The organism is Pseudomonas lalkuanensis (genome assembly GCF_008807375.1).
GTDB lineage: Bacteria > Pseudomonadota > Gammaproteobacteria > Pseudomonadales > Pseudomonadaceae > Metapseudomonas > Metapseudomonas lalkuanensis.
The window spans coordinates 3,546,277-3,573,003 of sequence record NZ_CP043311.1; the positions used below are offsets into that span (position 1 = coordinate 3,546,277).

Annotated in this window: 24 protein-coding genes; 7 read left to right on the forward strand and 17 right to left on the reverse strand. The window is 64.0% G+C overall.

Going from position 1 to position 26,727, the window contains the following annotated elements; genetic code table 11:
- Window positions 1-361: 361 nt before the first annotated feature.
- A complete protein-coding gene (locus FXN65_RS16500) occupies window positions 362-1,072 on the reverse strand; it encodes a lipoate--protein ligase family protein (RefSeq protein ID WP_151134376.1) in 711 nt (236 codons plus the stop codon).
- Window positions 1,073-1,395: 323 nt separating this feature from the next.
- Between FXN65_RS16500 and FXN65_RS16505 the strand changes: the two genes are divergently transcribed.
- Together FXN65_RS16505 and FXN65_RS16510 are read left to right on the forward strand one after the other, a co-directional pair.
- On the forward strand, window positions 1,396-3,279 hold the full coding sequence (locus tag FXN65_RS16505; protein WP_151134379.1) for a multicopper oxidase family protein: 1,884 nt from the start codon (window positions 1,396-1,398) through the stop codon (window positions 3,277-3,279).
- A gap of 36 nt (window positions 3,280-3,315) precedes the next feature.
- Window positions 3,316-3,984, forward strand: a complete 669-nt coding sequence (locus FXN65_RS16510; RefSeq protein WP_151134382.1) for an SCO family protein — start codon at window positions 3,316-3,318, stop codon at window positions 3,982-3,984.
- Window positions 3,985-4,122: 138 nt separating this feature from the next.
- Here FXN65_RS16510 and FXN65_RS16515 read toward each other — a convergent pair whose 3' ends face one another.
- From FXN65_RS16515 to FXN65_RS16550, 8 genes are all read right to left on the reverse strand, one after another.
- Window positions 4,123-4,872 (reverse strand): class I SAM-dependent methyltransferase, encoded by a 750-nt coding sequence (locus FXN65_RS16515; RefSeq protein ID WP_151134385.1) that lies wholly within the window; start codon window positions 4,870-4,872, stop codon window positions 4,123-4,125.
- A 187-nt stretch (window positions 4,873-5,059) separates the two neighbouring features.
- Window positions 5,060-6,217, reverse strand: coding sequence for a MalM family protein (locus FXN65_RS16520; RefSeq protein ID WP_151134388.1), 1,158 nt, complete (start codon window positions 6,215-6,217; stop codon window positions 5,060-5,062).
- On the reverse strand, window positions 6,217-7,803 hold the full coding sequence (locus FXN65_RS16525; RefSeq protein WP_394351304.1) for an outer membrane protein transport protein: 1,587 nt from the start codon (window positions 7,801-7,803) through the stop codon (window positions 6,217-6,219). The genes FXN65_RS16520 and FXN65_RS16525 overlap by 1 nt, the downstream gene beginning before the upstream one ends.
- 24 nt (window positions 7,804-7,827) lie before the next feature.
- Window positions 7,828-8,832, reverse strand: coding sequence for a transporter family protein (locus FXN65_RS16530; RefSeq protein WP_394351243.1), 1,005 nt, complete (start codon window positions 8,830-8,832; stop codon window positions 7,828-7,830).
- Between the two features lie 37 nt (window positions 8,833-8,869).
- Window positions 8,870-9,631, reverse strand: a complete 762-nt coding sequence (locus FXN65_RS16535) for a C39 family peptidase (RefSeq protein WP_151134394.1) — start codon at window positions 9,629-9,631, stop codon at window positions 8,870-8,872.
- A gap of 88 nt (window positions 9,632-9,719) precedes the next feature.
- Window positions 9,720-10,172, reverse strand: coding sequence for a DUF6160 family protein (locus FXN65_RS16540; RefSeq protein WP_151134397.1), 453 nt, complete (start codon window positions 10,170-10,172; stop codon window positions 9,720-9,722).
- Between the two features lie 229 nt (window positions 10,173-10,401).
- A complete protein-coding gene (locus FXN65_RS16545; RefSeq protein ID WP_151134400.1) occupies window positions 10,402-13,113 on the reverse strand; it encodes a helix-turn-helix transcriptional regulator in 2,712 nt (903 codons plus the stop codon).
- Window positions 13,110-15,824 carry a LuxR C-terminal-related transcriptional regulator gene (locus tag FXN65_RS16550; protein WP_151134403.1) on the reverse strand — a complete coding sequence of 905 codons (2,715 nt, stop codon included), beginning with the start codon at window positions 15,822-15,824 and terminating at the stop codon, window positions 13,110-13,112. The genes FXN65_RS16545 and FXN65_RS16550 overlap by 4 nt, the downstream gene beginning before the upstream one ends.
- 166 nt (window positions 15,825-15,990) lie before the next feature.
- Between FXN65_RS16550 and pabB the strand changes: the two genes are divergently transcribed.
- Complete coding sequence (gene pabB, locus FXN65_RS16555; RefSeq protein ID WP_151134406.1) at window positions 15,991-17,340, forward strand: aminodeoxychorismate synthase component I; 1,350 nt, start codon at window positions 15,991-15,993, stop codon at window positions 17,338-17,340.
- Between the two features lie 130 nt (window positions 17,341-17,470).
- Here pabB and thrH read toward each other — a convergent pair whose 3' ends face one another.
- Window positions 17,471-18,088 (reverse strand): bifunctional phosphoserine phosphatase/homoserine phosphotransferase ThrH, encoded by a 618-nt coding sequence (thrH, locus tag FXN65_RS16560; RefSeq protein WP_151134409.1) that lies wholly within the window; start codon window positions 18,086-18,088, stop codon window positions 17,471-17,473.
- Window positions 18,089-18,282: 194 nt separating this feature from the next.
- Here thrH and FXN65_RS16565 point away from each other — a divergent pair, with 194 nt between their 5' ends.
- Together FXN65_RS16565 and FXN65_RS16570 are read left to right on the forward strand one after the other, a co-directional pair.
- Window positions 18,283-19,017 (forward strand): phosphoadenylyl-sulfate reductase, encoded by a 735-nt coding sequence (locus tag FXN65_RS16565; RefSeq protein WP_151134412.1) that lies wholly within the window; start codon window positions 18,283-18,285, stop codon window positions 19,015-19,017.
- A 3-nt stretch (window positions 19,018-19,020) separates the two neighbouring features.
- Window positions 19,021-19,374: a hypothetical protein gene (locus tag FXN65_RS16570; RefSeq protein ID WP_151134415.1), complete on the forward strand. Its 354-nt coding sequence runs from the start codon at window positions 19,021-19,023 to the stop codon at window positions 19,372-19,374.
- A 146-nt stretch (window positions 19,375-19,520) separates the two neighbouring features.
- Here FXN65_RS16570 and cysB read toward each other — a convergent pair whose 3' ends face one another.
- The 5 genes from cysB to FXN65_RS16595 all read right to left on the reverse strand — a co-directional run bounded on the left by cysB (window position 19,521) and on the right by FXN65_RS16595 (window position 23,419).
- Window positions 19,521-20,495: an HTH-type transcriptional regulator CysB gene (cysB, locus tag FXN65_RS16575; RefSeq protein WP_151134418.1), complete on the reverse strand. Its 975-nt coding sequence runs from the start codon at window positions 20,493-20,495 to the stop codon at window positions 19,521-19,523.
- Window positions 20,496-20,614: 119 nt separating this feature from the next.
- Window positions 20,615-21,115, reverse strand: a complete 501-nt coding sequence (locus tag FXN65_RS16580) for a universal stress protein (protein ID WP_151134420.1) — start codon at window positions 21,113-21,115, stop codon at window positions 20,615-20,617.
- A gap of 44 nt (window positions 21,116-21,159) precedes the next feature.
- Window positions 21,160-22,065, reverse strand: a complete 906-nt coding sequence (locus FXN65_RS16585) for a 5'-nucleotidase (RefSeq protein WP_151134423.1) — start codon at window positions 22,063-22,065, stop codon at window positions 21,160-21,162.
- Between the two features lie 13 nt (window positions 22,066-22,078).
- Window positions 22,079-23,032: a putative 2-dehydropantoate 2-reductase gene (locus FXN65_RS16590; RefSeq protein WP_151134426.1), complete on the reverse strand. Its 954-nt coding sequence runs from the start codon at window positions 23,030-23,032 to the stop codon at window positions 22,079-22,081.
- Window positions 23,033-23,419, reverse strand: coding sequence for a thioredoxin family protein (locus FXN65_RS16595; protein WP_151134429.1), 387 nt, complete (start codon window positions 23,417-23,419; stop codon window positions 23,033-23,035).
- Between FXN65_RS16595 and FXN65_RS16600 the strand changes: the two genes are divergently transcribed.
- Together FXN65_RS16600 and FXN65_RS16605 are read left to right on the forward strand one after the other, a co-directional pair.
- Window positions 23,418-23,828 carry a PilZ domain-containing protein gene (locus FXN65_RS16600; protein WP_151134432.1) on the forward strand — a complete coding sequence of 137 codons (411 nt, stop codon included), beginning with the start codon at window positions 23,418-23,420 and terminating at the stop codon, window positions 23,826-23,828. The two genes, FXN65_RS16595 and FXN65_RS16600, sit on opposite strands and share 2 nt — an antisense overlap.
- A 168-nt stretch (window positions 23,829-23,996) precedes the next feature.
- A complete protein-coding gene (locus FXN65_RS16605; protein WP_151134435.1) occupies window positions 23,997-25,070 on the forward strand; it encodes a 3-deoxy-7-phosphoheptulonate synthase in 1,074 nt (357 codons plus the stop codon).
- Window positions 25,071-25,129: 59 nt separating this feature from the next.
- Here the strand turns inward: FXN65_RS16605 and FXN65_RS16610 are convergent, their stop codons facing one another.
- Window positions 25,130-25,414 carry a GNAT family N-acetyltransferase gene (locus FXN65_RS16610; RefSeq protein ID WP_151134438.1) on the reverse strand — a complete coding sequence of 95 codons (285 nt, stop codon included), beginning with the start codon at window positions 25,412-25,414 and terminating at the stop codon, window positions 25,130-25,132.
- Window positions 25,415-25,434: 20 nt separating this feature from the next.
- Window positions 25,435-26,709: a hypothetical protein gene (locus FXN65_RS16615; RefSeq protein WP_151134441.1), complete on the reverse strand. Its 1,275-nt coding sequence runs from the start codon at window positions 26,707-26,709 to the stop codon at window positions 25,435-25,437.
- Window positions 26,710-26,727: the final 18 nt, after the last annotated feature.

Below are 26,727 nucleotides of genomic sequence, written 5' to 3' on the forward strand. Positions count from 1 at the left end.
GCCGGCACTCTGGAACCGCCGTGGGGCGGAACTCGCTTGTTACGTCCACCAGCGGACCTCGGAACTGGCACCGATGGTGGATCGATGAAGCATGATCCACCCTGCTCACCAAGGGCCGTTTTCGGCAGCGGCAGAAATCGCAGGCAAAAAAAGACCCGGCAATTTGCCGGGTCAATAACCGTGATTAGCCTGATGAGGAGATAATCTGATGAGTCCGAAATCTGGGCTTGTCAGCTTATCCAGCTGGCCGCGGGGCCAGTGAGGCGAATAATAATGATTCTCATTTTTTGGTCAAGCGAAATTTGCCAACAGATGTGAATCAATTCCATTTACCGACCAATGGTCCGGCCTCCCGACCTTCTCACGTCAGCTCCAGCCCCACCTCCGCCAGCGTCCGGCGATAGCATTCGCGCAGCGGTTCCAGGCGGCTCCACACCTGCCCCGCGCATTCATCCAGGGCGATATGGCTGCTGGCGCGCACGCGGTCATCCAGGCCGCATCCCCGATAGAACGCATTCACCACATCGACCATGGGTTCGCGCTGGTTTTCCATCAGCACCGCGGCGTGGGCCAGCACCACATGGCGGCTATCGCCGTGGCGGCGGCGCCAGCGTTGTGCGGTGCCGACCAACTTGCGCGACGCCAGGGTGACGTTGTAGCGGCCGTCGCAGAAGGCGCCGTCCACTTCGCCCAGCCCCCCTTCCAGCCCCATGCCGGCCAGCCAGTCCAGCATCGGATGGCAGAGCCGCAGATAGGCGTTCTCGATGCGGGTCATTTCGCTCTCGCGAGGCGGCAAGGCGTAGGCCAGCGCCACGTTCAGCACGGCGGGCGATTGCGGCACGGGCTCGCCGCCGCTGTCGCGCAGGGCCACTGGCCAGCCCAGTGCCTGGCATTCGGCCTCGGCCTCTGCGAACCCCGCCAGGCGGCTCATGCGTTGCGGCATTACCAGCGCCGCCTCCTGCGGTCGCCACAGCAGCAATGCGCACTCCTGCTCGCCCTGCTGGATGCGTTCCAGCAGCTGGCGCTCCGCGTCCAGCCCCTCGCCCACCGCGAATCGTGAAACCTGGTGCATGTCTCCTCCCGCACAACGTCAAATTTCCAGCGAACACTTGCAGCTCGCGCACTGCCGTTCCAAGCCATTAATCCACTTGCACTTTCTTGCCGCTCATGACGCTTGTTTGGCCGCCAGTCCGCCAGGGGTGGTTTTCACCCAGATCAATGATGGCACCCGGCGATCGCCTCCTATAACTTTGTTGCAACCTGTTTCCAGAGCGCAGTTCGGGCTTCGACCGGCAATCACTACAGAGCCAACAAGGCCAACCGGTACGAGGTGCTCCAGGAGCAGTCAGAGCGATCGAAATCTCACTGTCCATCAAGCTGTGGAGGACCGCAGCCGTGAAGACCTATCGCTTGAGTTCCAGGGGAATCTCGCTTGTCGCCCGGAATGACACCGACGACGCGAAGCAACAATCAGAACAGCCCCTCGCCGGCACCAACCGCCGCGCTTTCCTGAAATGGTCCGCTGCCGCCAGCGCCCTGCCCTTGCTGCTCACCGAACGCGACAGCCAGGCCAAGGATAGCGACACTTCGGCAGTCACCAGCCCGAAGACCACGCCGTGGAAGGAATTCCTTCCCAACCAGATGAGCCCGCTGAACCCGGTCAGCGTCCTGCATGGCGCCGACGGGGTGCAGGAAGTCGCGCCAACTCCAGGCGCAGACGCCGAACACGGTGAGTGCGGCCGCAAACCGCACCAACGCTACGACGAGCTGGGTGCCGACCCCACGATGTATGAAATCAACGTGGTGGAACGCCCGTGGAAAGCCCATCCCGACCTGCCGGAAACCAGGGTCTGGAGCTACCGTGCCGCCGACTCGACGCCAGACAGCTTCAGTCCGATCATCTTCGCCCGCTACGGCCAGCCGGTGCTCTGCCGCTTCCACTGCAAGCTGCCCAAGGATCACGTCGGCGTGGGCGTCCCCTATATCTCCGTGCACCTGCACAACCTGCACTGCCCTTCGGAAAGTGACGGTTTCCCCGGCGACTTCTTCAGCGCCCACAAGCAGGGCCTGACCCTGGACTACAAGGGCGAGTACAAGGACCACTTCTACCCCAACGTCTATGCAGGCCTGGATGAGATGCAGAACGGCATCGGCGACTTCCGCGAAGCCCTGGGCACCCTGTGGTTCCACGACCACACCTGGCAGGCCACCTCGCAGAACGTGGTGCGCGGGATGTTCGGCTTCTACGTCCTCTTCGACCATCTCGACTCGGGCAACGAGAAGGACCCGAGCCCCGAAGCCCTGCGTCTGCCCAGCTACCCGTACGACTACATGCTGAGCTTCAACGACATGCGCTTCGACTCGAAGGGCCAGCTCGTCTTCGACCGTTTCAGCCCCGACGGCACCCTGGGCGACAAGATCCTGGTCAACGGCAAGATCGAGCCGGTGCTGCGGGTGGCCCGCCGCAAGTACCGCCTGCGCCTGCTCAACGCCGGCCCGTCGCGCTTCTACGAGTTCTACCTGAATGACAGCAAGGGCAAGGCGCAGACCTTCACCTACATCGCCAACGACGGCAACCTGCTGCCGGCACCGATCCGCAACATGGGCAAGGTGCATCTGGGCGTCGCCGAGCGTGCCGACCTGGTGGTGGACTTCTCCAAGTACCCCATCGGCACCGAGCTGTTCCTCACCAACCGCCTGATCCAGGAGACCACCAAGGGCCCGGACAAGGTGGACGGCTCCGGCACCAGGGTGCTCAAGCTGCTGGTGGATCGCGACCCGCCGGAACAGGACCTCAGCCAGGTGCCCGATGCACTGCGGCCGCTGCGCCCGCTGTGCGACGAGGAAATCGCGCGGGCCAAGGTGCGCCGCTGGGTGTTCGACCGCAAGGGCGGCGAATGGGCGGTCAACGGCAAACCGGAAAACATCCTCGACACCAGCGCCAAGATCGACAAAGGCGAGTGCGAGATCTGGGAACTGGTCAACGAAAGCGGCGGCTGGCAGCACCCCGTGCATATCCACTTCGAGGAAGGCCGCATCCTCAGCAAGACGGTCAACGGCCTGCCGGTGGCCCTTCCGGAACACGAGCGAGGGCGCAAGGACGTCTATGTGCTCGGCAAGAACGAGGCGGTCAGGGTGTTCCTGCGCTTCCGCGATTTCACCGGCAAGTACGTCATGCACTGCCACAACGTGATCCACGAGGACCACGGCATGATGCTGCGCTGGGACATCGAGGACGACACGCCCCCCGAACCGCCAGCCGGATGCGGCGCCAGCTGATCACCGCCAATCCTCGATCGTGACTGGAGATGCCAGATGAACACTCGCAGAAACCTGCTGCTCGGCGCCGGTATGGCTGCCGCGGGCCTGGCCGCGCTGGGCACCGGCCTGGCGGGCCGCAACTGGGCCGCCCCGGAATCCGAGTACGCCGAGGGCGACAGCTTCGGCGCCCGCTACTTCCCCAACCTCACGCTCTACACGCACCTGGGTAAGCGCGTGAAGCTCTACGACGACCTCATGCGTGACAAGGTGGTGGCCTTCAACATGATGTACACGATGTGCGGCGGCCTCTGCCCCACCATGACCGCCAACCTGCGCGGCACCCAGAAGCTCTTGGGCGACCGTGCCGGGAGGAATGTCTTCATGTACTCCATCACGCTGCAGCCGGAACTGGACACGCCGGAGATCCTCAGGGAATACGCCGAGTCCCATCATGTCGGGCCGGGCTGGCTGTTCCTCACCGGCGACCCGGCTGACCTGGAGAAGCTGCGGCGCAAGCTCGGCTTCTTCGACCCGGACCCGGTGGTGGATGCCGACCGCACCACGCACATCCGCATGGTGCGCATCGGCAATGACCGCTATGACCAGTGGACCATGGCCTCGGCGCGCTCCCAGCCCGAGCAGCTGGTGGCGGTGATCAACATGGTGGACCGGACGGTGGACTTCACGTCGCACGACGGGAAGGATGCGAGCCTGCGGGTTTGAAGCGAAACCAGGGAGGCTTCACGTGTGGGAGCGATTTCAATCGCGATGCAGGACGCAGTCCTGCCGGGAATACCAGAGCGGCTACAGCGCCCTTTCCGCGGATGAATTCGCTCCCACAGGGGAGGAGCTCGTCACTGCTCAGCGCACCCGCCCCAGACTCACCGTCAACGGCCAGCTCACCCGGCGGGTGCTGGCCGGGTCGCCCCAGGCCTGCTGGAAACGTTCGCGCAACGGGTCCAGGGGGTCGCTGCCGTGGGCGGATTTGTAAGTGCCCAGCGCCGACCAGCTTTCCAGGTAACCCAGCAGGCGCGCCAGGTCCCACTCGGCATCCAGGGTGAAGGGCGGCACCTCGATGCGCTCGAACGGGAACGGCAGGGTGCGATAGCCCTGCTCCACGTGCTTGCGCCCCTCCGCCCAGTAGCTACCGAGGATATCGCTATAGAGGTGATCGACCAGTGCATCGACTTGTGGCGCGATTGTCGAGCGGTTGTAGGAGATCACCGCCAGCAACCCACCCGGCCGGCTCACGCGGCGCACTTCTGCATAAAAGCGGTCCAGGTCGAACCAGTGCAGTGCCTGGGCGACCAGGGTCAGGGACACGCTGCCGGCGGCCAGCGAGGTCTGTTCCGCTGGTTCGCAGCGGTAGTCGATGTTGGACGCCGGCTCGGCCCGCGCCAGTTGCTGGGCACTGACATCGGTGCCGACCACCTGCTGGAAGTGCCTGGCCAGGTCAGTGGTGGCCTGGCCAGTGCCGCAACCGCAGTCCCAGGCCAGGGCCTGGTCCGGCGCCTGCTGACTGAGCCAGGCGATCAGGGCGGGGTCATAGGTGGGGCGATTGGCACGATAGGCGTCGGACTGGCGGGTGAAGAGCGCGCGGGTATCGGACATGGCAGGAATCTGCTTCGGGTCGCTGGGATTGCCAGCATAGCGCGGGTGGTCTGTCAGCAGTGACGGGGCTTTTGTGGGCGCGAATTCATTCGCGAAACCGCGCGGGCGGATCAGAACACGGACTGCGCTGCAGTCCTTCGCGATTGAAGCCGCTCCTACAGGTAGGTGCCCCGGCATCCCCACATCGCTACTTCACGATGGCCAGCTCGAACGAGCCCTGGTCGGCATGCTCGTGCACCTGCATCCCCGCCTCGCTCAGGGCGAGGTCCTGCAGGGGGCGCTTGAAGGGTTTGTTGTCCAGGGTCTGCAGGCTGCGGTCTTCGTCGGTGGTCAGCAGCAGCACGTAGCGTTCGCCCTGGTTGGCGCGTACCTGCACGGTGCCTTCGATGAAGGCGTAGCGGTACCAGGTTTCGCCATGGAGCTGGTAGACGGCGTCGCTCACCAGGCGTGTCGGGCGCTTGGCTTCATCGAGGAACAGCAGCGACGGGTAGACCACCTGGCGATTGGCGAAGCTGCGGATGCGCAGGCCATAGCTGTGTTGCGAGCGCGGTAGTTTCAGGGCGCTGTAGTAACTGCGGCCCATGGGGAAATCGAAACTGGGCGACAGGTTGTTCAGCTCCTCGAAGCGCGGTTCCTCGACCGAAACCTCGGTGAAGGCGTCATCCGGGAGCTGGCCGCAGCAGCGGTCCACCAGGCTCTGGTAGAGCGCCTCGCCCTGCTCTTCGCTGCCTTCCAGCAGGGCCTTCATGGCGGCCGTGGGCTGGCCGTCCAGGGAAGGCAGCAGCGCGGCCTTGCGCTTGAACTCCAGTTCCCGCGCCTCGGTGTAGGCGATAGGGCCGGGACGTTCTTCGTCGTCGCCGTTTTCCTTGCCGCGCGCGGGCACCGGCGAGTTGTGGGTGCGACCCTGTTCGTCGACCCAGGTGAAATACGCCGGCCCCTGCTCCGGGCGCGAATAGCCACGGCCTTCGAGCACGTCCGAGTCGACGTACTCCTCCGAGCGCTGGCCGTTGGGCAGGACGAAGTTGCGTTGCCCCGATTCCACCTGCCCCGCCGCGTAGAAGCTGTTCTGCAGATTGCCGCTGGCATCCACCCAGGTGAAGTAGCGCCGCTTGCTTTCGCCGGCCTTGGCATTGCCGGGCCAGAGCGTGCCGTCGCCATCCTTGAGGCGCGCCTGGTCGCTCTGGGCGATGCGTTTGGCGGCCTGGCGCTGCTGCTCGCTGTAGCGGCCATCGACGAAGGTGTTGTGCACCCTGCCCTGGTCGTCGATCCAGGTCAGGTAGCGGCCGTTGCTGGCGTGGGCGATGCCGGCGAGGATCAGGGCGAGGAGCAGGATGGGCGCTTTCATCAGAAGGTCGTCTGGTAGGTCAGGGCCAGGATGTAAGCCTTCACCGAGGTCTCGACGTTTTGCCCGGCGTAGGGGTTGTAGACCAGGTTGTCGATGCCGGTGCAGTTGAGGTTGCAACTGGTGTTGGCCTTGGTGCTCTGCTTGGTGGTGAAGTAGTTGAAGCCGATGTCGATGTTGGTGTCCTTGTCCCACCGATAACCCAGGCCAAGTCCATACAGGTGCGCATCGCCGATCGGTGCCAGCACGTCGGCCTTGTCGTCGGGGATGGCTGACGGGCGCCACTCGTAGCCGGCACGCACCGCAAGGCGGTCGGTCCACTGGTACTGCATGCCCAGTGCCCAGCTCCAGGTATCGCGGTAGCCGCGGTCGAGGATGATGCTGCGGTCGGTGGCCTTGCCGCCGCCGAAGTTCTTGGCGATGCGCAGCAGGTCCAGTTCGCGGTCGAACTCGATCTCGAACTCGTTCCAATCGCTGTAGCCGCTCCACTTCACATCAAAGTTGAACTGCCAGCGCTCGAAGGGCTTGAGCTTGATGCCGGTGGAGAAGTTGTCCGGGTAGGTCATGTCCAGGGACGCGTTGCCGACTTCCTCGTCGACATTGCCGAGGGGGAACAGCGGGCTCAACACCTGACCGAAAAGCGAGGACTGCATGCCGGACCAGAAGCCCTGCCATTGCTGGCTGTAGTCCACCCGGTACTTGCCCTGCAGGTGCATGCGCGCCTCGCTCTGGTAGGTGGCGCCCCAGGCGAACCAGTCGGTGGGTTCCCAGAGCACGCCGATGTTCCAGGTCGGCGACAGCGATTGCTGCAGGTCCAGGTCCATGTTGGCCAGGGTGTCGAAGGGGCCGATCTTGCCGCCGCAGACGTTGATGATTCCGGAGACGACCTCACCCATCCCCGGCAGGCAGAGGAATTCGTTGAACAGCCGCGTCAGCCCGGTGAGGAAGCCCGGGTTGCGGAAGTCCTGGTTGAGCGCCATGGCCTGGTGGGAGAAGCCGATGGACAGGCCGACCGCCAGCTCGTCGTTCATCTGGTAGCCCACAGAGGGCGAGAAGTAGGTGATGCGCTGCAAGGCGACTTCACGCCCCTGGTAGCGCCCCGGATCGCTGTCGGAATCCCGCGAATAACCCAGGGCCATCGGCGCGTAGACGTTGGTGGCGAAGGTGAATTTGGAGCCCGGCGGATTGATCGACAAGCCCGCCAACGGAGCGAACAGCACCGGTACTTCGGTCATGCCGCCCATGCCGGGCAGGTACATGGCCGGGGTCAGGGTACGGCTGCTGGAGTTGGCCACCGGGTCGTCGTCGAAGCCCAGGAAGCCGTAGTCCTCGGGGGCTTCGAACCTGGCGCGGATGTCCATCACCCCGGTGAGGAACTTCACCGTGGTCTGGCGGCCCTTGAGTTTGGTCAGGGCGGCCGGGTTGTAGTGCACGGCGTCGATCCCCGAGGAATCGGCGGTGATGGCGTTGGCCATGGCCATGGCCTTGGGGTTGCCGATGGTCAGGTCGTTGGCCAGTTGGGCCTGGGCCAGACCCGCCCAGCACAGACCGACCCCGGCGATCGTCCGCGCAAGCGGCGAAAGATGCATGCTCATGAGGTGTTCGCTCGTCGGTTACTGGGCCTTGAGGCCTTTGATGTCGAGGGGAACGGAAAGCCCCAGGAGCACGTCGGGCGAATCCTCGGTCATGCCGAAGCCGGCGTTGACGTTGACGATGTAGTCCGGCGACGTTCGCAGGCCGAGGGAGAAGTTCATGATCGAACTGGTCTGCTCGGTCCCCTCCAGATTCACGTCGCCGAACTTGTAGGTCGGCTTGGTCGTGTACGCCATCTGGTAGGAGGTGGCCAGGGACACGTCGTAGGACAGCGCATAGGCGAAGCCCATGCTGAAGTTGATGGTGTCGCCCGGCTCCACGTCCTGCAGGATGCGCCCGCCGCGCATCTGGTGGATGTCGTGCACCGGCATGTTGTAGGTGTACCCCACCGAGCCGAACAGCACGACCGGGTCTATCACGTAGGACATGTTGGCGCCCACGCCGAGGCTGTAGTAGCCGTTACCGGTGGAGAGATCATTCTCCGAGTTGATGTCGTAGGGGCTCTCGCCGGTGGGCAGGCCGAGGGTGGCGAACAGCGTGGTGACCGGGCGGCCGCGGGTGGACGCCCAGGGTTGCCAGCGCAGCGACGCGGAAATGTCGCCGAGGCTGTAGACGTTCAGGTCGCGCTCGGTGTCGTACTTGGCCACGAACGGCAGGCGCACGCTGAAGGTCAGGTTGTCCCACACCCCGTAGTCGAAGGTGAAGGAGTTGGTGAAGGTGTGCTGGGCCTCGCTCTGGCTGAGCACGCTGTAGACGTTCTGGCCGGTACGGAAGGTCTCGATCTGGGTGTCGCGTACCAGCGAGTAGTCGAAACCGTAGGTGAGCGTGCGCTCGCCTTTCTTCAGCAGCGTGTAGCTCTTCTCGGAGGCCTGGAACACTTCTTCCAGCGCCTTGGCGCTGTCGGCGTCGTCGTCCTTCTTGCTCAGCGCGTCACGCGCATCGTCCACCGAGGTTTCCTCGGCGTGCAGCGGCAGACTGGTACAAAGCACCAGCATGGCCAGCCATGCGTATTCCCTTGGTCCCATGGTGCAATCCCCAGGTCTTTCTTGTTATGAGCGGGTGTCACTTGCGACGGATGTAGCGGATATCGCCCCCCGAACCCAGTTCGTCGATTTCGTTCTGGGTGAATTTGGTGATCTGCGGAAACTCCTGGAACGCCAGCAGGCTGACGATGCGATCGTCCACCAGGCGCAGGTCGCGCTCGGTGAGGGCCATGGCGTTCTGTGGTTCATTGCCCGTGGGAAAGATCACGAAAAGGACGTTCTGGTCCCAGATCTCCTCGAAACGGGCACGGGTGAAACTGATGTTGCCCAGTGCGGGGTCCGCGACGAACACGTGGTCGTTGTAGACGTCGCGCACCACCACGAAATGCTTGAAACCGCCGTAGTGGATCGGAACGATGGCCGGATGCTCAAGGGCGTCGAGGTCGGCGAACTCGGCACGGAAGCCGCCACTCTTGTAACCCAGGGCGCCGACGAAACGCTTCATGTCCAACAGCGAAAAGCCACGGCGCTCGACGATCTTGTCGGCTTCGCCATAGCGCAGCAGGCCTTCCATCACCTGGCGTTCTTCCAGGTTGCGACCCAGGTAATAGTCCAGCAGCGAGGTCAGCGCAGCGGAGCCGCAGCTGTAGTCGTAGGCCTGGCGAATGACGTTGCGGAACTGCAGCTGGCTCATCGGCTCGACCACGGCCGTTTCGCGATACGGGCCGTTGGGCGAAAGGGGCTGGCTGATGTTCACCGCCCCTTGCGGTTGCGGCTTGGTGTCCACCGCCTGGGTGAAGCCGAACAGACCGAGCAAACTGCCAACCAGGATTTCGATCATTGCCGTTCCGACTTCTCGACTCTTTGCGGGGAAAGGCCCCGCCGACGGGGTCGGCGGGGCTTTCCGGATTACAGGATGAACGCGTCTGTCAGTGACCCCAGACCTTGATGGTGGAACCGGACATGTTCATGTTGTTGATGGCCAGGGAACCGATGCTGGCGGCGCTGGAGTCGCCGACGCGGATAGCGCCGACCGACAGCTGGCCGGTGATTGCCGGCAGGCTGATCTGCAGCTTGTCGTTGCCACCGGCGCCACCGTCGATCACGTCGATCTTCAGCGGGTCACTGTCGAGGATGTCGAAGCCGGTGAAGGACACGGTTTCCAGACGCAGGCTGCCAGCGGTGGTGGTGCCACCAGTGGTTTCGGAGTCGGTGTAGACGATGCTGCCGATGGAGCCGTTGAAGCTACCGGAGATGCTGATGCCGTCCTGACCGGTCACACCGGACAGAGCGGAATCGTCCATGGCCTTGAGGTCGGCCTGGGCCATGAACGGAGCGGCGAGTACAGCTGCGGCCAGAGCCAGTTGTTTGAAGCTTTTCATTCTTTTTATCTCCAAAGTTCACAGGTGGGTTGCCCCAGGGCCTGCCGTCGACTCCTGTCATCGGCAGTTGGACCGGCTCACGCCGATCTCCAGGCCGGACACTGCTTCCCTAAGTGCATCCGGCGAGGATTCGTGAAGCACCATGCTTCTCGATCTGGGAACAAAACTACTGAGCCCCTCCCCCGCTGCCAGCCCATCCAAGGGATGGAGGGCAGCTGGGCTCCCCACCTCAGGCCTCGCTCAACAGGCCCATGCTCTTGCCTTTCAGTACCGCCTGGGTGCGGCTACGCACCCCGAGCTTGGCGAACAGGTTGTGCAGGTGCCACTTGATGGTGGCCTCCGACAGGTGCACGGCCTGGGCGATGTCGCGGTTGGAAAGTCCGGCCGCGACGTAGCGCAGGATCTCCCGCTCACGGTGGCTAACATCTTGATTTTCATCGAAAGTTTCAGGATCAACGGAGAGCCGGCGACACTGCTCGCGCAGGCTCTCGGCCACCCCTTGCCAGGCGCCGGCGCGCTTGGGCTCGGCGGTGCGCCAGGCATCCCAGAGCGGCAGCAGCCACAACGCATCGTCCTGGAACAGCCGGCGATAGCCGCGATTCCAGGCCTCTTCCAGGGTGTTCTGGAACAGGTTGAAGGCCTTTTCGCTGTTACCTTTGCGCCAATACGCCACAGAAAGTAACAGCGACAGGCGCAGGCGCCGGTCACGCTGGTGCTCGTCCTGCTGCCGTACCAGGCAATTCTCCAGGCTGGCCTGGGCCCGTTCGGGACGCCGCTCGGTCAGTGCGAGGCGCGCTTCGGTGAGGGCCAGCACCGTGTGAGCATCGGCGTAGCGCGCCAGCGGCAGCACGGACAGGTGCTGCTGCAGCTGCAGGCAGATGCGCTCGGCCTCATTGGGCCGGCGCAACCAGAGCAGGAACTGCACCTTGCACGCCATGCCATGGGCGAAGACCCGTTCATAGCCCGCGCCCTGGAGACCAGCCAACCATTCGTCGAGCTGGACCAGCGCCTGCTCCGCTTCGCCTGCGAAAAAGCGCGCCCGCGCCATCACCAACTGGCCGCGGCTGATCAGTTCCACCGGGGTCGCCACATCACGCCAGGTGGTGGCAAGCGGCAGTTCGGCGAGGATCGCCGCCTGGCGGTCCTGCTCGTACAAGAGATCGGCATAAGCCAGGGCCAAGGGTCCGCCCACCCGGCTGCGCCGGCCGAACACCCGCTCCACCCGCGCGCGGGCGGTCTCGGCGATGGCGCGGCCGCGTTCCAGCTCGCCACTTTCCTTGCAGATCAAGGCCTCGATCAGGCTGGTCATGACGTGCAGGTATTCGCTGTCCGCCAGCTTGAGGTTGTCGCGTGCGACGGCTATGGCCTTGGCGGCTTCGCCGAATTCACCCATCAGCGCATAGGCCGCCGCCTGCACACAGGCCAGGCTGGCGCGGAACACCGGCTGGTTGTCCGGCACCATGGCGAGCCACTGGCGCGCGACCTTGAGGCAGGCTTCGAGCTTGTCCTGATAGAGCATCACCAGGGCCTTGAGCACCTGGGAGGCCGCCAGCAACTCGCCGAGGCCGAAGTGGATCACCTTGCCACGCCCTTGCAGCAGGCGTGTGCTGACTTCCTCGATCAGCGCCTCGGACTCGGCGAAACGCTGCTCGAAGGCCAGTTGCCAGGCATAGAAGATCTGGAACACCGGATGCTCGCGAATGACCTCGGAAGGTACTTCCTTGAGCATCGAGAGAATGCCGTACACGCGGTTGCCGGCGATCAGGCGCGCACCCTGGCGTTCCAGCATCTCGGCGGCGAAGGCGAAGTCGCGGCCGCGCAGGGCGTACTTGATGGCGCGGTCGGGCATGTCGTGGGCTTCGCACCAGCGGGCGGCGGCGTGCAGCAAGGTCGCCGGGTCGGTCTGTCGCGCCAGCCGGCCCTGGAGGAATTCGGCGAACAGGTGATGGTAGCGGAACCACTCGCCCTGCTCGTCAAGGGGAATGATGAAGAGTTGCTCGCGCTGCAAGCGCATCAGCATGTCGAGGCCATCGCGGCGCCCGGTCAGGGCGTTGCAGAGGTCGGCGCAGAAATCGTCCAGCACCGAGGTCTGGTCGAGGAACTGCTGCAGCGGCTGCGGCAGGCTGTCGAGCACATCCTCGGTCAGGTAGTCGGCGATATTGCGCTCGGTACCGCTCAGGCTGGCGAGGAAGGCCGCGCGGTCCGGGTGCCGGGCCAGCGCCAGGCTCGCCAGGTGCAGGGCGGTGATCCAACCTTCGGTGCGGGCGTGCAGCAGGCGCACTTCGCCGTCGGACAGCGGCAGCTGACGCACTTCGCGGAAGTAGGCTCCGGTCTCGTCGAGGGTCAGGCGCAGGTCTTCCGCCTTCAGCAGCAGCGACTCCGACTCGCTGAACAGCATGCGCGGCGTGAAGCGGGTGCTGCTGACCAGGTGGACGTTGGCCGGCAGGTTCTCGATGAGATAGCGCGCGCCCTGATCCAGGGCGACATGGCGGATGCGATGGAAGTCATCGAGCATCAGGTAGAGGTCGCCGTCGATGCGCTTGAGGTCGCCGATGAAGGCGTCGATCACCGCTTCTATGGGCCAGTTCATCTCGCCTTGCAGCAGCCCGACGGTATTGCCGCCGAAGCCGGGCAAGCAAGCATCGACGGCAGCGACCAGGTATTGCAGCAGGCGCAGCGGCTCGCTGTCGGCCTCATCGCAGGACAGCCAGGCGACGTGCGCGCCGTCGGCCTGCAGCTGCTGGCGGAACAGGCTGAGCACGGTGCTCTTGCCGAACCCGGCCGGAGCGCTGAGGACCAGCACACGGCGCTGGCGGGCGAGCTTCAGGCGCTCGATCAGGGCGCGACGCGGCAACACCGGACGGCCGCCGGCGTCGGCCGGGAACAGCTTGGTGCGCAACAGGGGAATCTGGTGCGGACGTGACAGGCAGAGGTCGGTCATGGTTCGAGCAGCCCCAGCTCGCGGGCACGCCGGATCGCCTGGGTCCGGTTACGCACCTTGAGCTTTTCGTAGATGTTGTGCAGGTGCCATTTGACGGTCCCCAGCGCCAGGGCCAGCTGCTGACCGATCTCTTCGTTGGAAAGTCCCTTGGCGGCCAGGCAGACCACTTCGCGCTCACGGTCGGTGAGGCCCTCTTCGAGCACGTCCAGGGATTTGCGCGCCTCCTGCCCCGGCCAGGAGGCCAGCAGGTCGCGGATGAACCCCTGCAGAGCGGGCTGGCGCTCGGCCGACTCCAGCTGCTGGAGCAACTGGCGAATCGCCTCGCCCTCTTCGATGAACAGGCTGCGCACACCTTCGCGCTCGGCGCTGAGCAGACATTGCACCAGCAGGCTGTGGGCCCGCTCCTGGTAGCCCAGCCGCTGGTAGCTGAGGGCCGCCAGCAGGTCCAGGCGCAGGCGCTGCAAGCCGTGCCAGTTGGGCTGGAGCTTGCCGCGCAGCTGGGTGATTTCGTGCAGGGCTTCGCTGAAGTGGCCACGGGCCTGCTGCAGGCGCACGCGGATCAGGCCCTGCACCCAGAGCGCCGAATTGGCGCCTTGGTGGGTACTGCCGCTGGCCAGCTTGTTCCAGTCCACCCCCTTGAAGCGCTGTTCGGCCCGTTTGATGCGGTCCGTGCCGGGCTCCTGGAGCGTCAGCGAAATCTCGTCGGCTACCGCCCGCGCGTAGAAGCGCCAGGACTGGTTGCGCGCGGCGAGATTCTGCATCAGCACCAGGGTGGCCTGGGCTTCCTTGGGCTTGTCCTGCATGCGCTGGATGCGTGCGAGGAACAGCATGCCCTGGGCATAGATGTCGATCGGACGGATGACGTCGATATGGGTCAGGGCCGCTCCAAGGCGCTCTTCCAGACCGTCGAGTCGCCCCTGCTGATAGGCGATGAGGGCCTCGACGATGACCGGCAGCGCCATGGCACGGGACTTCTCGCCCAGGTGCGGCATGACCTGGGAGCGCATCTGGTCGAAGAGCATCTGTGCCTGCTTCACCTGGCCCTGCTCCAGGGCGAGGAGGATTTCCACGTTGGCCAGCTGCATGTCCAGGTAGCGGCCTTCGAGGAAGTGGTTGCGCTGCTGCGCCAAGGCCAGCAGGCGCCGCGCCTGGTCGGGCTGGGCAAGGGTCACCAGCGCCATGGCGCCGATCACCAGGATGGCCACTTCGAGGAAGGCCTGGTTGCGCCCGAGCTGGGCCTCGACCCGCCGCGCGATGGACACGCAGAGTTCGAGGTCGTCCTTCTGCAGGGCAAGGGCGGCCTTCACCGCCAGGGTGGCCAGGTACTTGTCACTGAGCTGGGTCTCGGCACGGGCGGTGCCCCAGCGCGCCAGCAGCTCGTCGAGCATCTGGTTGGCTTCGGGCAGGGCCATTTCCGTGGCGCGGTTCCAGACGTCGGCCAGCACCAGGGTCGGATAACGCTCGGCGATCTCGTCCGGCACCTTCTGCCGCCAGCGATAGATCTTGTTCAACTGGCCACGGTTGATCAGTTCCAGGCCGCAGCCGTCCACCAGCGCCGCGAGCATCTCCGGGTCCTCGGCCAGGCTGGCGTGCTCGATGGCGAGGTTCTGCATGTGATGGTTGGTGAACCAGAGGCTGGCATTGAAGTGCAGTTGCTTCAGGCGCTCCGGATCACGGGCCTTGAGCCGGCTACGGAGGAAATCGGCGAACAGGTGGTGGAAGCGATACCACTGGCGCTCGCGATCCAGCGGCAGGAGGAACAGCTGCAGGGTTTCCAGCCGCTCCAGCAGGGCCTGGCCGTCGTGGCGACCGGTCAGGGCGTTGGCCAGGTCGCCGCTGAGCTGGCTGGCGATGCCCAGGGCCAGCAGGGCGTCCTGCAGATCGGCGGGCAGGTGTTCGAAGACGCTGGACAGCAGGTACTGGCCCACGGTGGCCTGGTCGCTGCCCAGGCATTCCATCTGTTCGCTGGCCTGGGGCTGGTGGCGCAGCCACAGGCTCGCCAGCTGCACGCCTATCGCCCACCCTTCGGTATGGCTGTGAAGTGCCGCCAGTACGGCATCATCCAGCTGCAGGCCGGTGCGGGCCAGGTAGTCGCGGGTTTCCTCGGCCGACAGGCGCAGCTCGTCGAGGCCGATTTCCAGCAGCCAGCCCTTGGCGCGCAGGGTGGCCAGGTTCAGCGGCGGCAGGGAGCGGCTGCCGACCGCCAGGGTGAAGGTGGCCGGAGCCAGGCGCACCAGGCGGCCGAGGGCGGAAAAGAGTTCCGGGTCTTTCAGCAGGTGCAGGTCGTCCAGCACCAGCAGGAGCGAACCGTTGTGCCGGGCGAGGTCCACCAGCAGGCTTTCCAGCACGGCGTTGACCGGCACCTGCATGGTGTTCTGCAGGTAGCCACGGGCGTAGTCGCCAAGGCCCGGCGCGGCTTCGCCGAGGGTCTTGAGCAGTTGCAGGAAAAAACGCGCGGGGTCGTCGTCCTCGGCCTCCAGGGAGAACCAGGCCACTGCGCTCCCGGCGGTGCGGCGCTGCTCGGCCAGGGCCGCAAGGGCGGTGGTCTTGCCGAACCCGGCGGGGGCCGAGAACAGCAGCAGGCGAGCATGGGGATGAGCGGCCAGGGCGGCCTGAACCTGGGACCTGGGCAGGTAATCGGCGGATGCCTGGGGTGTTACGAGCTTGGAGCGCTGGCGGCTACCGGCTGCGGGGTTGAGAACTGCGTCCACTGCCTGAATCCCTTATGTCGTTATCGTTGTGGATCGGAGGTACATCTCCGTGGGATTGGTACATAAGTAACAGAATGCTTTTCCTACGTAAACGTCAGAAAAGGCTCTAGGATCGACACTACAGGCAGACTAGAATCCGCTCCTGCATCCTGCCCGCGCCGCCCCTATGCCTGACTGCCATCTACACGTCCTTCCCTATCAAGAATCTCCCTGCGAACGCTTCGCCCTGGTGCGCCAAGCGCCGGGCGCCGTGCTGCTGGACGCTGGCCGCCCGGTCGCCGAGCGTGGACGCTATGACCTATTCAGCGCCTGGCCATTGGCAGCATTTGCAGCGATGCCGGGCGAATCGGCCAACGATTTCGCCCAGCGCCTGCGGAAGGCTCTGGCCAGCCTTGGCGAAGCCGGTCTTCCCGCGGGAATCGAGCTGCCGTTCGTCGGCGGACTGATCGGCTACCTGTCCTATGACTTCGGCCGTCGGGTGGAGCAGTTGCCGGAACAGGCCATCGACGACCTGCAACTGCCGGATGCTCGACTGGGCCTCTATGCCTGGGCGCTGGTCAGCGACCACCAGTTGCGCACCAGCCAACTGGTGTTCCACCCCAGCCTCGAAGACGCCGAGCGCGCCCGCCTGATCACCCTGTTCAGCGAGCCGGAGCCGCCGCCGTCCGCCCCCTTCCGCCTGCGGGCGCCGTTCAGCGCCAACCTGACGAAAGAGCGCTACAACAGCGCCATCGAGCGGGTGCAGGCGTACATCCAGGCCGGCGATTGCTACCAGGTGAACTTCACCCAGCGCTTCCAGGCGCCCTGCGAGGGTGACCCCTGGACCGCTTACCAGGCTCTGCGCCTGGCCTGTCCGACCCCTTTCGCCGGCTACCAGGCCCTGGATGACGGCGGCGCCATTCTCAGCCTGTCGCCGGAACGCTTCATCAAGGTCAGCCAGGGCCAGGTGGAAACCCGTCCGATCAAGGGCACCCGGCCGCGCGGTCGCACCCCCGAAGAAGACCGCGCCCAGGCCGACGAGCTGCTGGCCAGCCGCAAGGACCGCGCCGAGAACCTGATGATCGTGGACCTGCTGCGCAACGACCTGGGGCGCAGCTGCGCCATCGGCTCGGTGCGGGTGCCCGAACTGTTCGCGCTGGAAAGCTACCCCAACGTGCATCACCTGGTGAGCGCCATCACCGGTCGCCTGGCCGACGACAAGGACGCGCTGGACCTGATTACCGGCAGCTTCCCCGGCGGCTCGATCACCGGCGCACCGAAGATTCGCGCCATGCAGATCATCGACGAGCTGGAACCCAACCGCCGCTCGATCTACTGCGGCTCCCTCCTCTACCTGGACGTGCGCGGCGAGCTCGACAGCTCCATCGCCATCCGCACCGTGCTGGTGAAGGACGGACAGGCCAGTTGCTGGGGTGGCGGCGGCATAGTCGCCGACTCCGACTGGCAGGAGGAGTACCGGGAGTCCATCACCAAGGTGAAGGTGCTGATGCAGACGCTGGAGGGAATGGGCGAGTAAAACCGTGTGGGAGCGAATTCATTCGCGAAATGGATCGCCGAGCCGGGAGACAACCCCTCCAGCCCAGCTCCCAGAGGGAGAGGGGAGCAAAAAAAGCCCGCTTTCGCGGGCTTTTTCAAGGGCGGTAGGCTCAGAGGCTCAGCTGACGGCTGGAGGCCTTGATGAACTCGCGCTTGAGGTCTTCGTAGGTATGCACCGCCGGGAACTGCGGGAATTCGCGAATCACGTTTTCCGGGGCATGGAACAGGATGCCGGCATGGGCTTCGCTGAGCATGGTGGTGTCGTTGTAGGAGTCGCCGGCGGCGATCACGCGGTAGTAGAGGCTCTTGAAGGCGATCACGGACTGACGCTTGGGGTCCTTCTGGCGCAGCTGATAGCCCACCACGCGATCAGTGTCATCGGTGATCAGGCGGTGGCAGAGCAGCGTCGGGAAGCCCAGTTGGCGCATCAGCGGCTGGGAGAATTCGTAGAAGGTGTCGGAAAGGATGACTACCTGGAAGCGCTCACGCAGCCAGTCGACGAACTCGACGGCGCCATCCAGGGGCTTCAGGGTGGCGATCACTTCCTGGATATCGGACAGCTTCAGGCCATGCTCGTCGAGGATGCGCAGGCGCTGCTTCATCAGCACGTCGTAGTCCGGGATGTCCCGGGTGGTCGCCTTCAGCGCTTCGATTCCGGTTTTTTCCGCAAAGGCGATCCAGATTTCCGGAACCAATACACCTTCAAGGTCGAGACAGGCGATTTCCACGAGCAATTTCCCCGCATGGCTTTTTTGATTGGAGGCGGCACTCTAGCCGCTCGCCCGGTACCACGCAATGCGATGCTTATACCCAGAAACAGCAGTGGTGCTTCCTCAAGGTTATTTAGTGGCATATCCGCCCTTTGCTAAGATGCGCGCCATAGAGCGCGCCCAGCGCCAACTCCTATAAGGAAGCCTGCCTGATGAGCCAACCCTTCGACGTCGCCGAGCTGGCGGCGAGCTATGCCAGCAAGTCCCCCCAGGACATCCTCAAGCTCGCCTTCGAGCATTTCGGCGACGAACTGTGGATTTCCTTCAGCGGCGCCGAAGACGTGGTGCTGGTGGACATGGCCTGGAAACTGAACAAGAACGTCAAGGTGTTCAGCCTGGATACCGGCCGCCTGCACCCGGAGACCTACCGTTTCATCGAGCAGGTGCGCGAGCACTACGGCATCGCCATCGAGGTGCTGTCGCCGGACCCGCGCCTGCTGGAGCCCTTCGTCAAGGAAAAGGGCCTGTTCAGCTTCTTCAAGGACGGTCACGGCGAATGCTGCGGCATCCGCAAGATCGAACCGCTGCGGCGCAAACTCGCTACCGTGACCGCCTGGGCCACCGGCCAGCGCCGCGACCAGAGCCCGGGCACCCGTTCGCAGGTGGCGGTGCTGGAAGTGGATGGCGCCTTCTCCACCCCGGACAAGCCGCTGTACAAGTTCAACCCGCTGGCGCAGATGACCAGCGAGGAAGTCTGGGCCTATATCCGCATGCTGGAGATTCCCTACAACCCGCTGCATGAGCGCGGTTTCATCAGCATCGGCTGCGAACCCTGCACCCGCCCGGTGCTGCCGAACCAGCACGAGCGTGAAGGCCGCTGGTGGTGGGAAGAAGCCACCCAGAAGGAATGCGGCCTGCACGCCGGCAACCTGATCAGCAAGGCTTGAGCCATGCGCATCACCCTGGTGAAGAAAGTCCTGGCCGATGGCCAGGACTGCCGCAAATGCCAGGATGTGATGGAACGGCTGGAGCGCGACGGCCACCTGGGGCGGATCGACCGCATCCTCGTGGCCGACGAGCGCAACCCGGCCAGCGCCGGCTGGATGGCGGCGCAGCATTACGGCGTGGATACCGCACCTTTCTTCGTGGTGCGTGACGACGATGGCCGCGAGCAGGTCTACACCGTGTTCCTCGCCTTCGTCCGCAACGTTTTGAAGCCACTCTCCCCCGCCGCTGCGCCCGCGAGCGAGGAAGTGGGTCAACTCAGGAACCTGGCCAATCGCGACGGCCTGGATCGGCTCTGAATCCCACCCATGTGGGAGCGAACTCATTCGCGAAGCGGCCAACCCCAAAGGCCAGTGGTTGCGATGGGTATCGCCCCACTCCGCCCCCCCTACGAAAGCGCAAAAGAAAAGCCCGGCATTTGCCGGGCTTTTCTTTGGGATGCCAGTCAGTAGGTGGGCAGCTCCACGTCATGGAACAGGTCATCCAGCTCGGCCTTGTTGTGGCACTGCACGGCCTTGGCCTGGACATCGCGGGTCAGGTGCGGGGCGAATTTCTCGATGAAGTCGCACATGAATCCGCGCAGGAAGGTGCCACGGCGGAAACCGATCTTGGTCACGCTGGCTTCGAACAGTTCGCTGGCATCCAGTACCACCAGGTCACTGTCGAGCTTGGCGTCCACCGCCATCTTGGCCACGATGCCCACACCCAGCCCCAGCCGCACGTACGTCTTGATCACGTCGGCATCGGCGGCGGTGAACACCACTTTCGGGGTCAGGCCACGGTGGCTGAAGGCTTCGTCCAGCTTGGAACGGCCGGTGAAACCGAATACGTAGGTGACGATGGGATGCTCGGCCAGGGCTTCGAGGGTCAGCTTGGGCAGCTTGGCCAGCGGGTGCCCCTGAGGAACGATGACGCAGCGGTTCCAGCGATAGCACGGCATCATCACCAGATCACCGAAGAGCTCCAGTGCTTCTGTCGCGATGGCGAAGTCGACGGTGCCGTCAGCAGCCATTTCCGCGATCTGCATCGGGGTACCCTGGTGCATGTGCAGAGAGACGTCGGGGTATTGCTTGATGAAATTGCCGATCACCGGTGGCAGCGCATAGCGCGCCTGGGTGTGGGTGGTGGCGATGGACAGGGTGCCCTTCTTCTCGTTGGAGAACTCCTGGGCGATCTGCTTGATGCTCTCGACCTTGCGCAGGATTTCGCCTGCGGTGGTGATGATGCGCTCGCCGGCGGGGGTGACACGGGTGAGGTGCTTGCCGCTGCGGGCGAAGACTTCGACGCCCAGTTCGTCTTCCAGCAAACGAATCTGCTTGCTGATGCCCGGCTGCGACGTATAGAGACTTTGCGCAGTGGCGGACACGTTGAGGTCGTGGTGCGCCACTTCCCAGATGTAGCGCAATTGCTGGAGCTTCATAGGCAATCCTCAAAGCGATTACGCCGCAGGATGTCGACGGCGTTTATAACCATATTAATGGTTTGCTGAATAAAACTAGACGTTTTTTTCTGCTTTGCCCAACGTGCGACCAGCGGCGGTCAGAAGTCGTTGCGCCCACGATGCTGGAGCATCGGCACCAGATACACCGGCACCTCGGATAACTGCACAAGGCGCGCCGCGGTGCGGCCAAGCGGAGTCTCCAGCGGCGTCCCGTGGCTGTGGCTCCCCACCACGAGCAGGTCCACCGAAAGCTTTTGCACTTCTTCGAGGATGACCAGCGGCGGATCGCCCTGGACCACCCGTACGGCGCGAATCATGTCGAGGTCCTGGACAGCTTCGCCCATTTCGTCGCGAAAGCCCTCCAGCACCCTTTGCTCGATGCTCGACATGACGGTGCCCAGCCCCTTGGCACGCAGTTCTTTCAGAGTGTCGTCATCGAGATAGGTCTGCAGCACCGACTCGGCGAACAGGCCTAGCGGTTCGACCGCGTGCACTACATAGAGTTGGGCGTTGTAGGCCCTGGCGAGGGACAGAGCGTGTTGCAGTACGTAGGGAGCATAGAGACCGAGGTCCGTGGCATAGAGAATGGAACGAATCATGAGGCCTCCTACCGCCTTGCATGGCTGGCCTCACCAGAGCTTAGTCACAACTGCGATTCGTTGCTTACGCCATGGGGCACGTGCCCGGTAGCCACTACGTCGCGGGCTTTTTCGCAGTGCCCGGCCTGATCGTCGAAGAACACATCCGCACCGAAAGTCTCGAGGATCGAGGCCTTTTCCAGCCCACCAAGGAAGAAGGACTCGTCCAGTCGGATATCCCACTCGCGCAGGGTGCGGATGACCCGCTCGTGGGCCGGCGCCGAGCGCGCGGTCACCAACGCCGTGCGGATCGGGCAGGCATCGGGCGGGAACTCCTGCTGCAGCCGGTTCAGCGCCGAGAGGAAGGGTTTGAAGGGGCCGCCATCCAGCGGTTCGCGGGCCGAGTCGCGCTCGTGGGCCTGGAAAGCCTCGAGGCCACCGGTCTGGTAGATGCGCTCGGAATGATCGGAAAAGAGCACCGCATCGCCATCGAAGGCGATGCGTAATTCATTGCTCGCCGCCCGGCGCGGACCGCCGGAAAGAATGGTGGCGGAGGCAAAGCCGCTCTGCAGGGCCCGGCGCACGTCTTCGGCGTGAGTGGACAGGAACAGGTGGCAACCGAACGCACGCAGATAGGGTTCCGGGCTGCGCCCGCCAACGAAAGCCGCGCGGGAGATGCCAAGGCCATAGTGCTGGATGGAATTGAACGCCCGCAGGCCGGTGTCGGCGCTGTTGCGCGACACCAGGATGACCTCCACCCGCGGCTGGCCGAGCTGTTCGTTCAGGCCCAGCAGTTTTTCCACCAGCGGATAGGCATCACCGGGCTCCAGCACCTCGTCCTCGTGCTCGATCTGGTACTGGCGGTAGGCTTCTATGCCTTCCGCCTCGTAGACCCGGTGACTTTCGTCCAGATCGAACAGCGCCCGCGACGAAATCGCCAATACCAGCTTGTCACCCAATCCCTTGCCCATGGAGGTTTGCCTCTCAGCCCTGGTTGCGCGCGTCGATGAAGCGTAGCGCCTGGTAGAGCGCGCGAATGCGCGGCATCTCGAAGCCTGCCGCAGCGGCAGCAGCCAGCGCGGCCTCGTAGATGGCACCGAGCTCCAGCGGGCGCTTCTGCACGAAGTCGTGGTACATGCTCGGCAGGTAATCGGGCATGCGGTCGGTGGAAGCCAGCAGCTTGGCGGCGAAGTTGTCCGGAATGCGATGGCCGACGGCGGTGGCGGCATCCACCACTTCCTGCATGATGGCCTGGATCAGCTCGCGGATATCGGCGTTCCCCATGAGCGCGGTGGTGCCGGCATTCAGCAGCACCGACAGGCCGTTGTAAGGCACGTTCCACACCAGCTTCTGCCAGCGCGCCTGATCCAGGTTGGCGACTGCGGCCGAATCGATGCCAGCCGACTTGAACATGGCCGAGCCCTCCTCCGCCAGCGCTTGCCGCTCCACGTCATCACCGGCCGGGCCGGAGTGATAGCCGAGGTTCACCGCTCCCAGGGACTGATGCTCGATCACCCCTGGCGCCGAGCGGTGCACGCAGATGTAGCAGAGCCCACCGAGCAGATGCAGGGTCTCGGGCAGCAGCGGACGCAGCTCATCCTCCACGGCCAGGCCGTTCTGCAGCAGGACCACCTTGGCACCGGGTGCCGCGGCCTGGGCAATCACCGGTGCCAGCGCGGCGTTGCTGGTGGTCTTGGCCCCCACCAGCAGCCAGTCGCAGGGCGGCATGTCGGCAACGTCGCGGTAGGCCTGGGCCGGGAACAGTGCCTGGGCACCGTGCACCACGCTGTTCAGCTGCAGGCCGCGTGCGGCCACGGCGTCGTACTCGCTGCGCAGCAGGAAATGCACGTCGAAGCCGGCACGGGCCAGCATCACGCCATAAAAGCCGCCGATGGCACCGGTACCGATGATGCCGATGCGTGGTTTGCTTGAATTCATCTAGGGAAGCTCCTCTGCCGGCCGGGCCAGCGCCCGGTCCAGGGCTTGAATCAGATCATCGCGCCGCAGGCTGGAATGCAGCGCGCCATGGAAATCGCCATTTCGGACCACGAACAACGCAGGGAGGTGGAATACCTCATAGCGCTGCACCAGCCCACCATTATTGCCGGCATCTATCCAGCACAATCGTTCCACTGGCAGGCCCGCGCCCGGCAGATGCTCACGGGCCCAGCGACAACTGGCACAGCCCGTGCTCGTGAAGATCACCAGGGAAGTGCCGGGAAGCTCGAGCAGACGGTGGTCGGCATCCAGGTCGGACAATTCCACCTCGGGCACTATAGTGTCTTGGGCAATGCCGGATTCGAGGCTCCGGGAGTTCGCGGTCATGCGTCAGTTCCTGCGTCACCCCACGGAAATGCCCGTGGAGCTGGTTCCGCGCAAGGGCAGGCACCTGCCCCTGCAGCGGCTGCACGATATCAGCCTGGGAGGGGTGGCGTGCAACTCCGCCCGCGCGTTTCGGCGCGGCACCGCCATAGAACTGTGCATCCCTCTGCTCGGCGAGCAGGCACGCTTCTCAGGAACCGTGGCCTGGTGCCGCAAGGAAACGCACGACTACATGATCGGCATCGCTTTCACCGACGAAGAGAACATGTTCCGCGCACGCATGGTGGAGCAAATCTGCCTGATCGAGCAGTACCGCAAGCAGCAGGAAGATGTCGTCGGCCACGCCCTGGTACCGGAAGAGGTGGCGCAGGAATGGATCGCCCTCCACGCGGCGGACTTCGCCCCGGTCTGAAATCGTGCAAATTCCACGTTCTACGCACGCATTCGCCATTGTCGAGGTTGCGTGGAAAGCGTTAAGGTTCCCGTCCCCGCTGCGTTTTTACTGCTGTGCTCTCCGCCAAACGGGGATCGCTGGCGGCCGGCACCCGTGACCTGACGACCCTGACCGATGAAAAGCACGATGGCTGATTTACAGATCGACGACCTTAACGTTGCCTCCAACGAGACCCTGATCACGCCGGAGCAGTTGAAGCGCGAAATTCCCCTGACCGATGAAGCCCTGGGCACCGTCGCCAACGGCCGCCAGGTGGTCCGCAATATCCTCGATGGCAAGGACCATCGCCTGTTCGTGGTCGTGGGCCCCTGCTCCATCCACGACATCAAGGCCGCTCACGAGTACGCCGACCGCCTGAAAGGGCTGGCCGCTGAGCTGTCCGATACCCTCTTCCTGGTGATGCGCGTGTACTTCGAGAAGCCGCGCACCACTGTCGGCTGGAAAGGCCTGATCAACGACCCCTACCTGGATGACTCCTTCAAGATCCAGGACGGCCTGCACATCGGCCGCCAGTTGCTGCGTGACCTGGCCGAGAAAGGCCTGCCCACCGCCACCGAGGCCCTGGACCCGATCTCCCCGCAATACCTGCAGGACCTGATCAGCTGGTCGGCCATCGGCGCCCGCACCACCGAATCCCAGACCCACCGCGAAATGGCTTCCGGCCTGTCTTCCGCGGTCGGCTTCAAGAACGGCACCGACGGTAGCCTGACCGTGGCGATCAACGCCCTGCAGTCAGTCTCCAGCCCGCACCGCTTCCTCGGCATCAACCAGGAAGGTGGCGTGTCCATCGTCACCACCAAGGGCAACGCCTACGGCCACGTGGTGCTGCGCGGTGGCAACGGCAAGCCGAACTACGACTCGGTCAGCGTCGCCATCTGCGAACAAGAGCTGACCAAGGCCGGCATCCGCCCGAACATCATGGTCGACTGCAGCCACGCCAACTCCAACAAGGACCCGGCCCTGCAGCCCCTGGTCATGGACAACGTCGCCAACCAGATCCTGGAAGGCAACAACTCCATCGTCGGCCTGATGGTGGAAAGCCACCTGGGCTGGGGCAACCAGTCGATTCCGAAAGATCTCGACCAGCTCAAGTACGGCGTTTCCATCACCGATGCCTGCATCGACTGGGATACCACCGAGAAAGCACTGCGCAGCATGCACGCCAAGCTCAAGGACGTACTGCCCAAGCGCCAGCGCTGATTGACAGCCAGAAACGAGAACGCCGGGCAATTGCCCGGCGTTTTTCATTGTGCGTCCGCTCAGGCGCTATGTTGCGACTGGCGCTGGCGACGCTCGATGTAGCGCTCGACGTAGGAGCAGGACGGGATCACGGTGTAACCATTGTCCTCGGCATATTCCAGGGCGGACTCAGTCAGTGCTGCCGCGATCCCGCGACCACGCAGGACGTTCGGCACGAAAGTGCGATAGATGTCCAGCGTCTGTTTACCCAGGTCCATATAGGCCAGGTATGCACGATGACCGTCCACGGTGGTCTCGAACTGATGACCTGCCTGGTCATGGTGGATGGACATTGCCTCGCTCATCACTACTCCTCTGAGGGGGTCTAAAACCTTACCCGTACCTTATCTATCTTTTCCAGCCGAAGGAACATCTCTGCCGTGCCGGAACCGAATTGCACGCTGAGATACGCCTTTCCGTTCTCCACCTTGTGTAATACACCCTGGTAATAGGCGCCATCGAAGGTGATGAACTGCAGACGCTTGCCGGCATATCCCGGCAGATCGGCAACATTGACGAACTCATACTGCTGCACGGCACGTCCGTCTTCTTCGTTTTCCTGGGTCGCCGTGACTCTCTCGAGACCGACAGGTTCGTTTCGTGCCACCATCGGATCGACCCAGGCAAATTCGACCGACTGCACCAGCTCCTGGTTCACCAGCACCGCCGGACGCAACATGGACATCACGTCCTTGGGCTCGAAGAACTGCAAGCCATCCCACGCCATGCCTTCGCTTGGCATCAGCTCCACCCGCAGCGACTGCGGGTCCTTCAGATAGCGGCCGTAGGCATCGAGCATCGGCTGCGCCAGTGCGATCTTCTGGCTGCGCAGCACGGTATCGAACTTCCGCACTGCGGTTTTCAGGTACTCCTCAGGCGACTGGCCGAGCTTGCCCGCGCAGAACTGCTGGATCTTGCGCTGATACTGGTTGTCGTTCAGCTCGAAGATCACGCTGGACATGTGCGGCGGATTCACCTGCAGATCGCCCGGTGTCTCTGGCATGTTAGACAAGGACAGGCTGAGGCGCACTTCACCCATGTCGCGGGTATCGGAAGTCAGGTTCAGATTGAGTTTCTGCGCGCCCGGCTGGAACAGGTAAGAGAACTCCGCATCCGTTTCCAGGGTGCGGTAGCCCATCTCCAGAAGTTCGTCGGTGCCAATGTTGCGCACAGTGCCGCAGGCCACTTCGCTCATTGCCGTGAACAGGCTGCGTTCAGGCGGCGTGTTGTAGAGCTGCTGCATGAATGGCCCGTGCACTTCCAGGGCAATGCCCTTCAGGCTCAACGCCATCTGTTCGGGAAACTTGCCCTCGGCAAGGCGCTCCTTGAAGCTGAGGAGTTCGCCCAGCCCCTTGAACTTCAGTTCGGCTCGCTGCACGCCCAGGCTATCGCCAATGGCGGGAATACGAATCTGGAGGTTCTCCAGGCCGACCCGGCCATCGAAAGAAGAAGTAATCCCGCCATAGGTGACATCCATCACCGGCGACAACTTGCTGATAGCGTCATCCATGATCGATCTGACCGACCACCAGAGCGACAACTTGATGATCAACCCGACGGCCAGAACCGCGAGCAATCCCCACTTGAGAATCTTCGACATAGTGACGTCCTTGAAGTC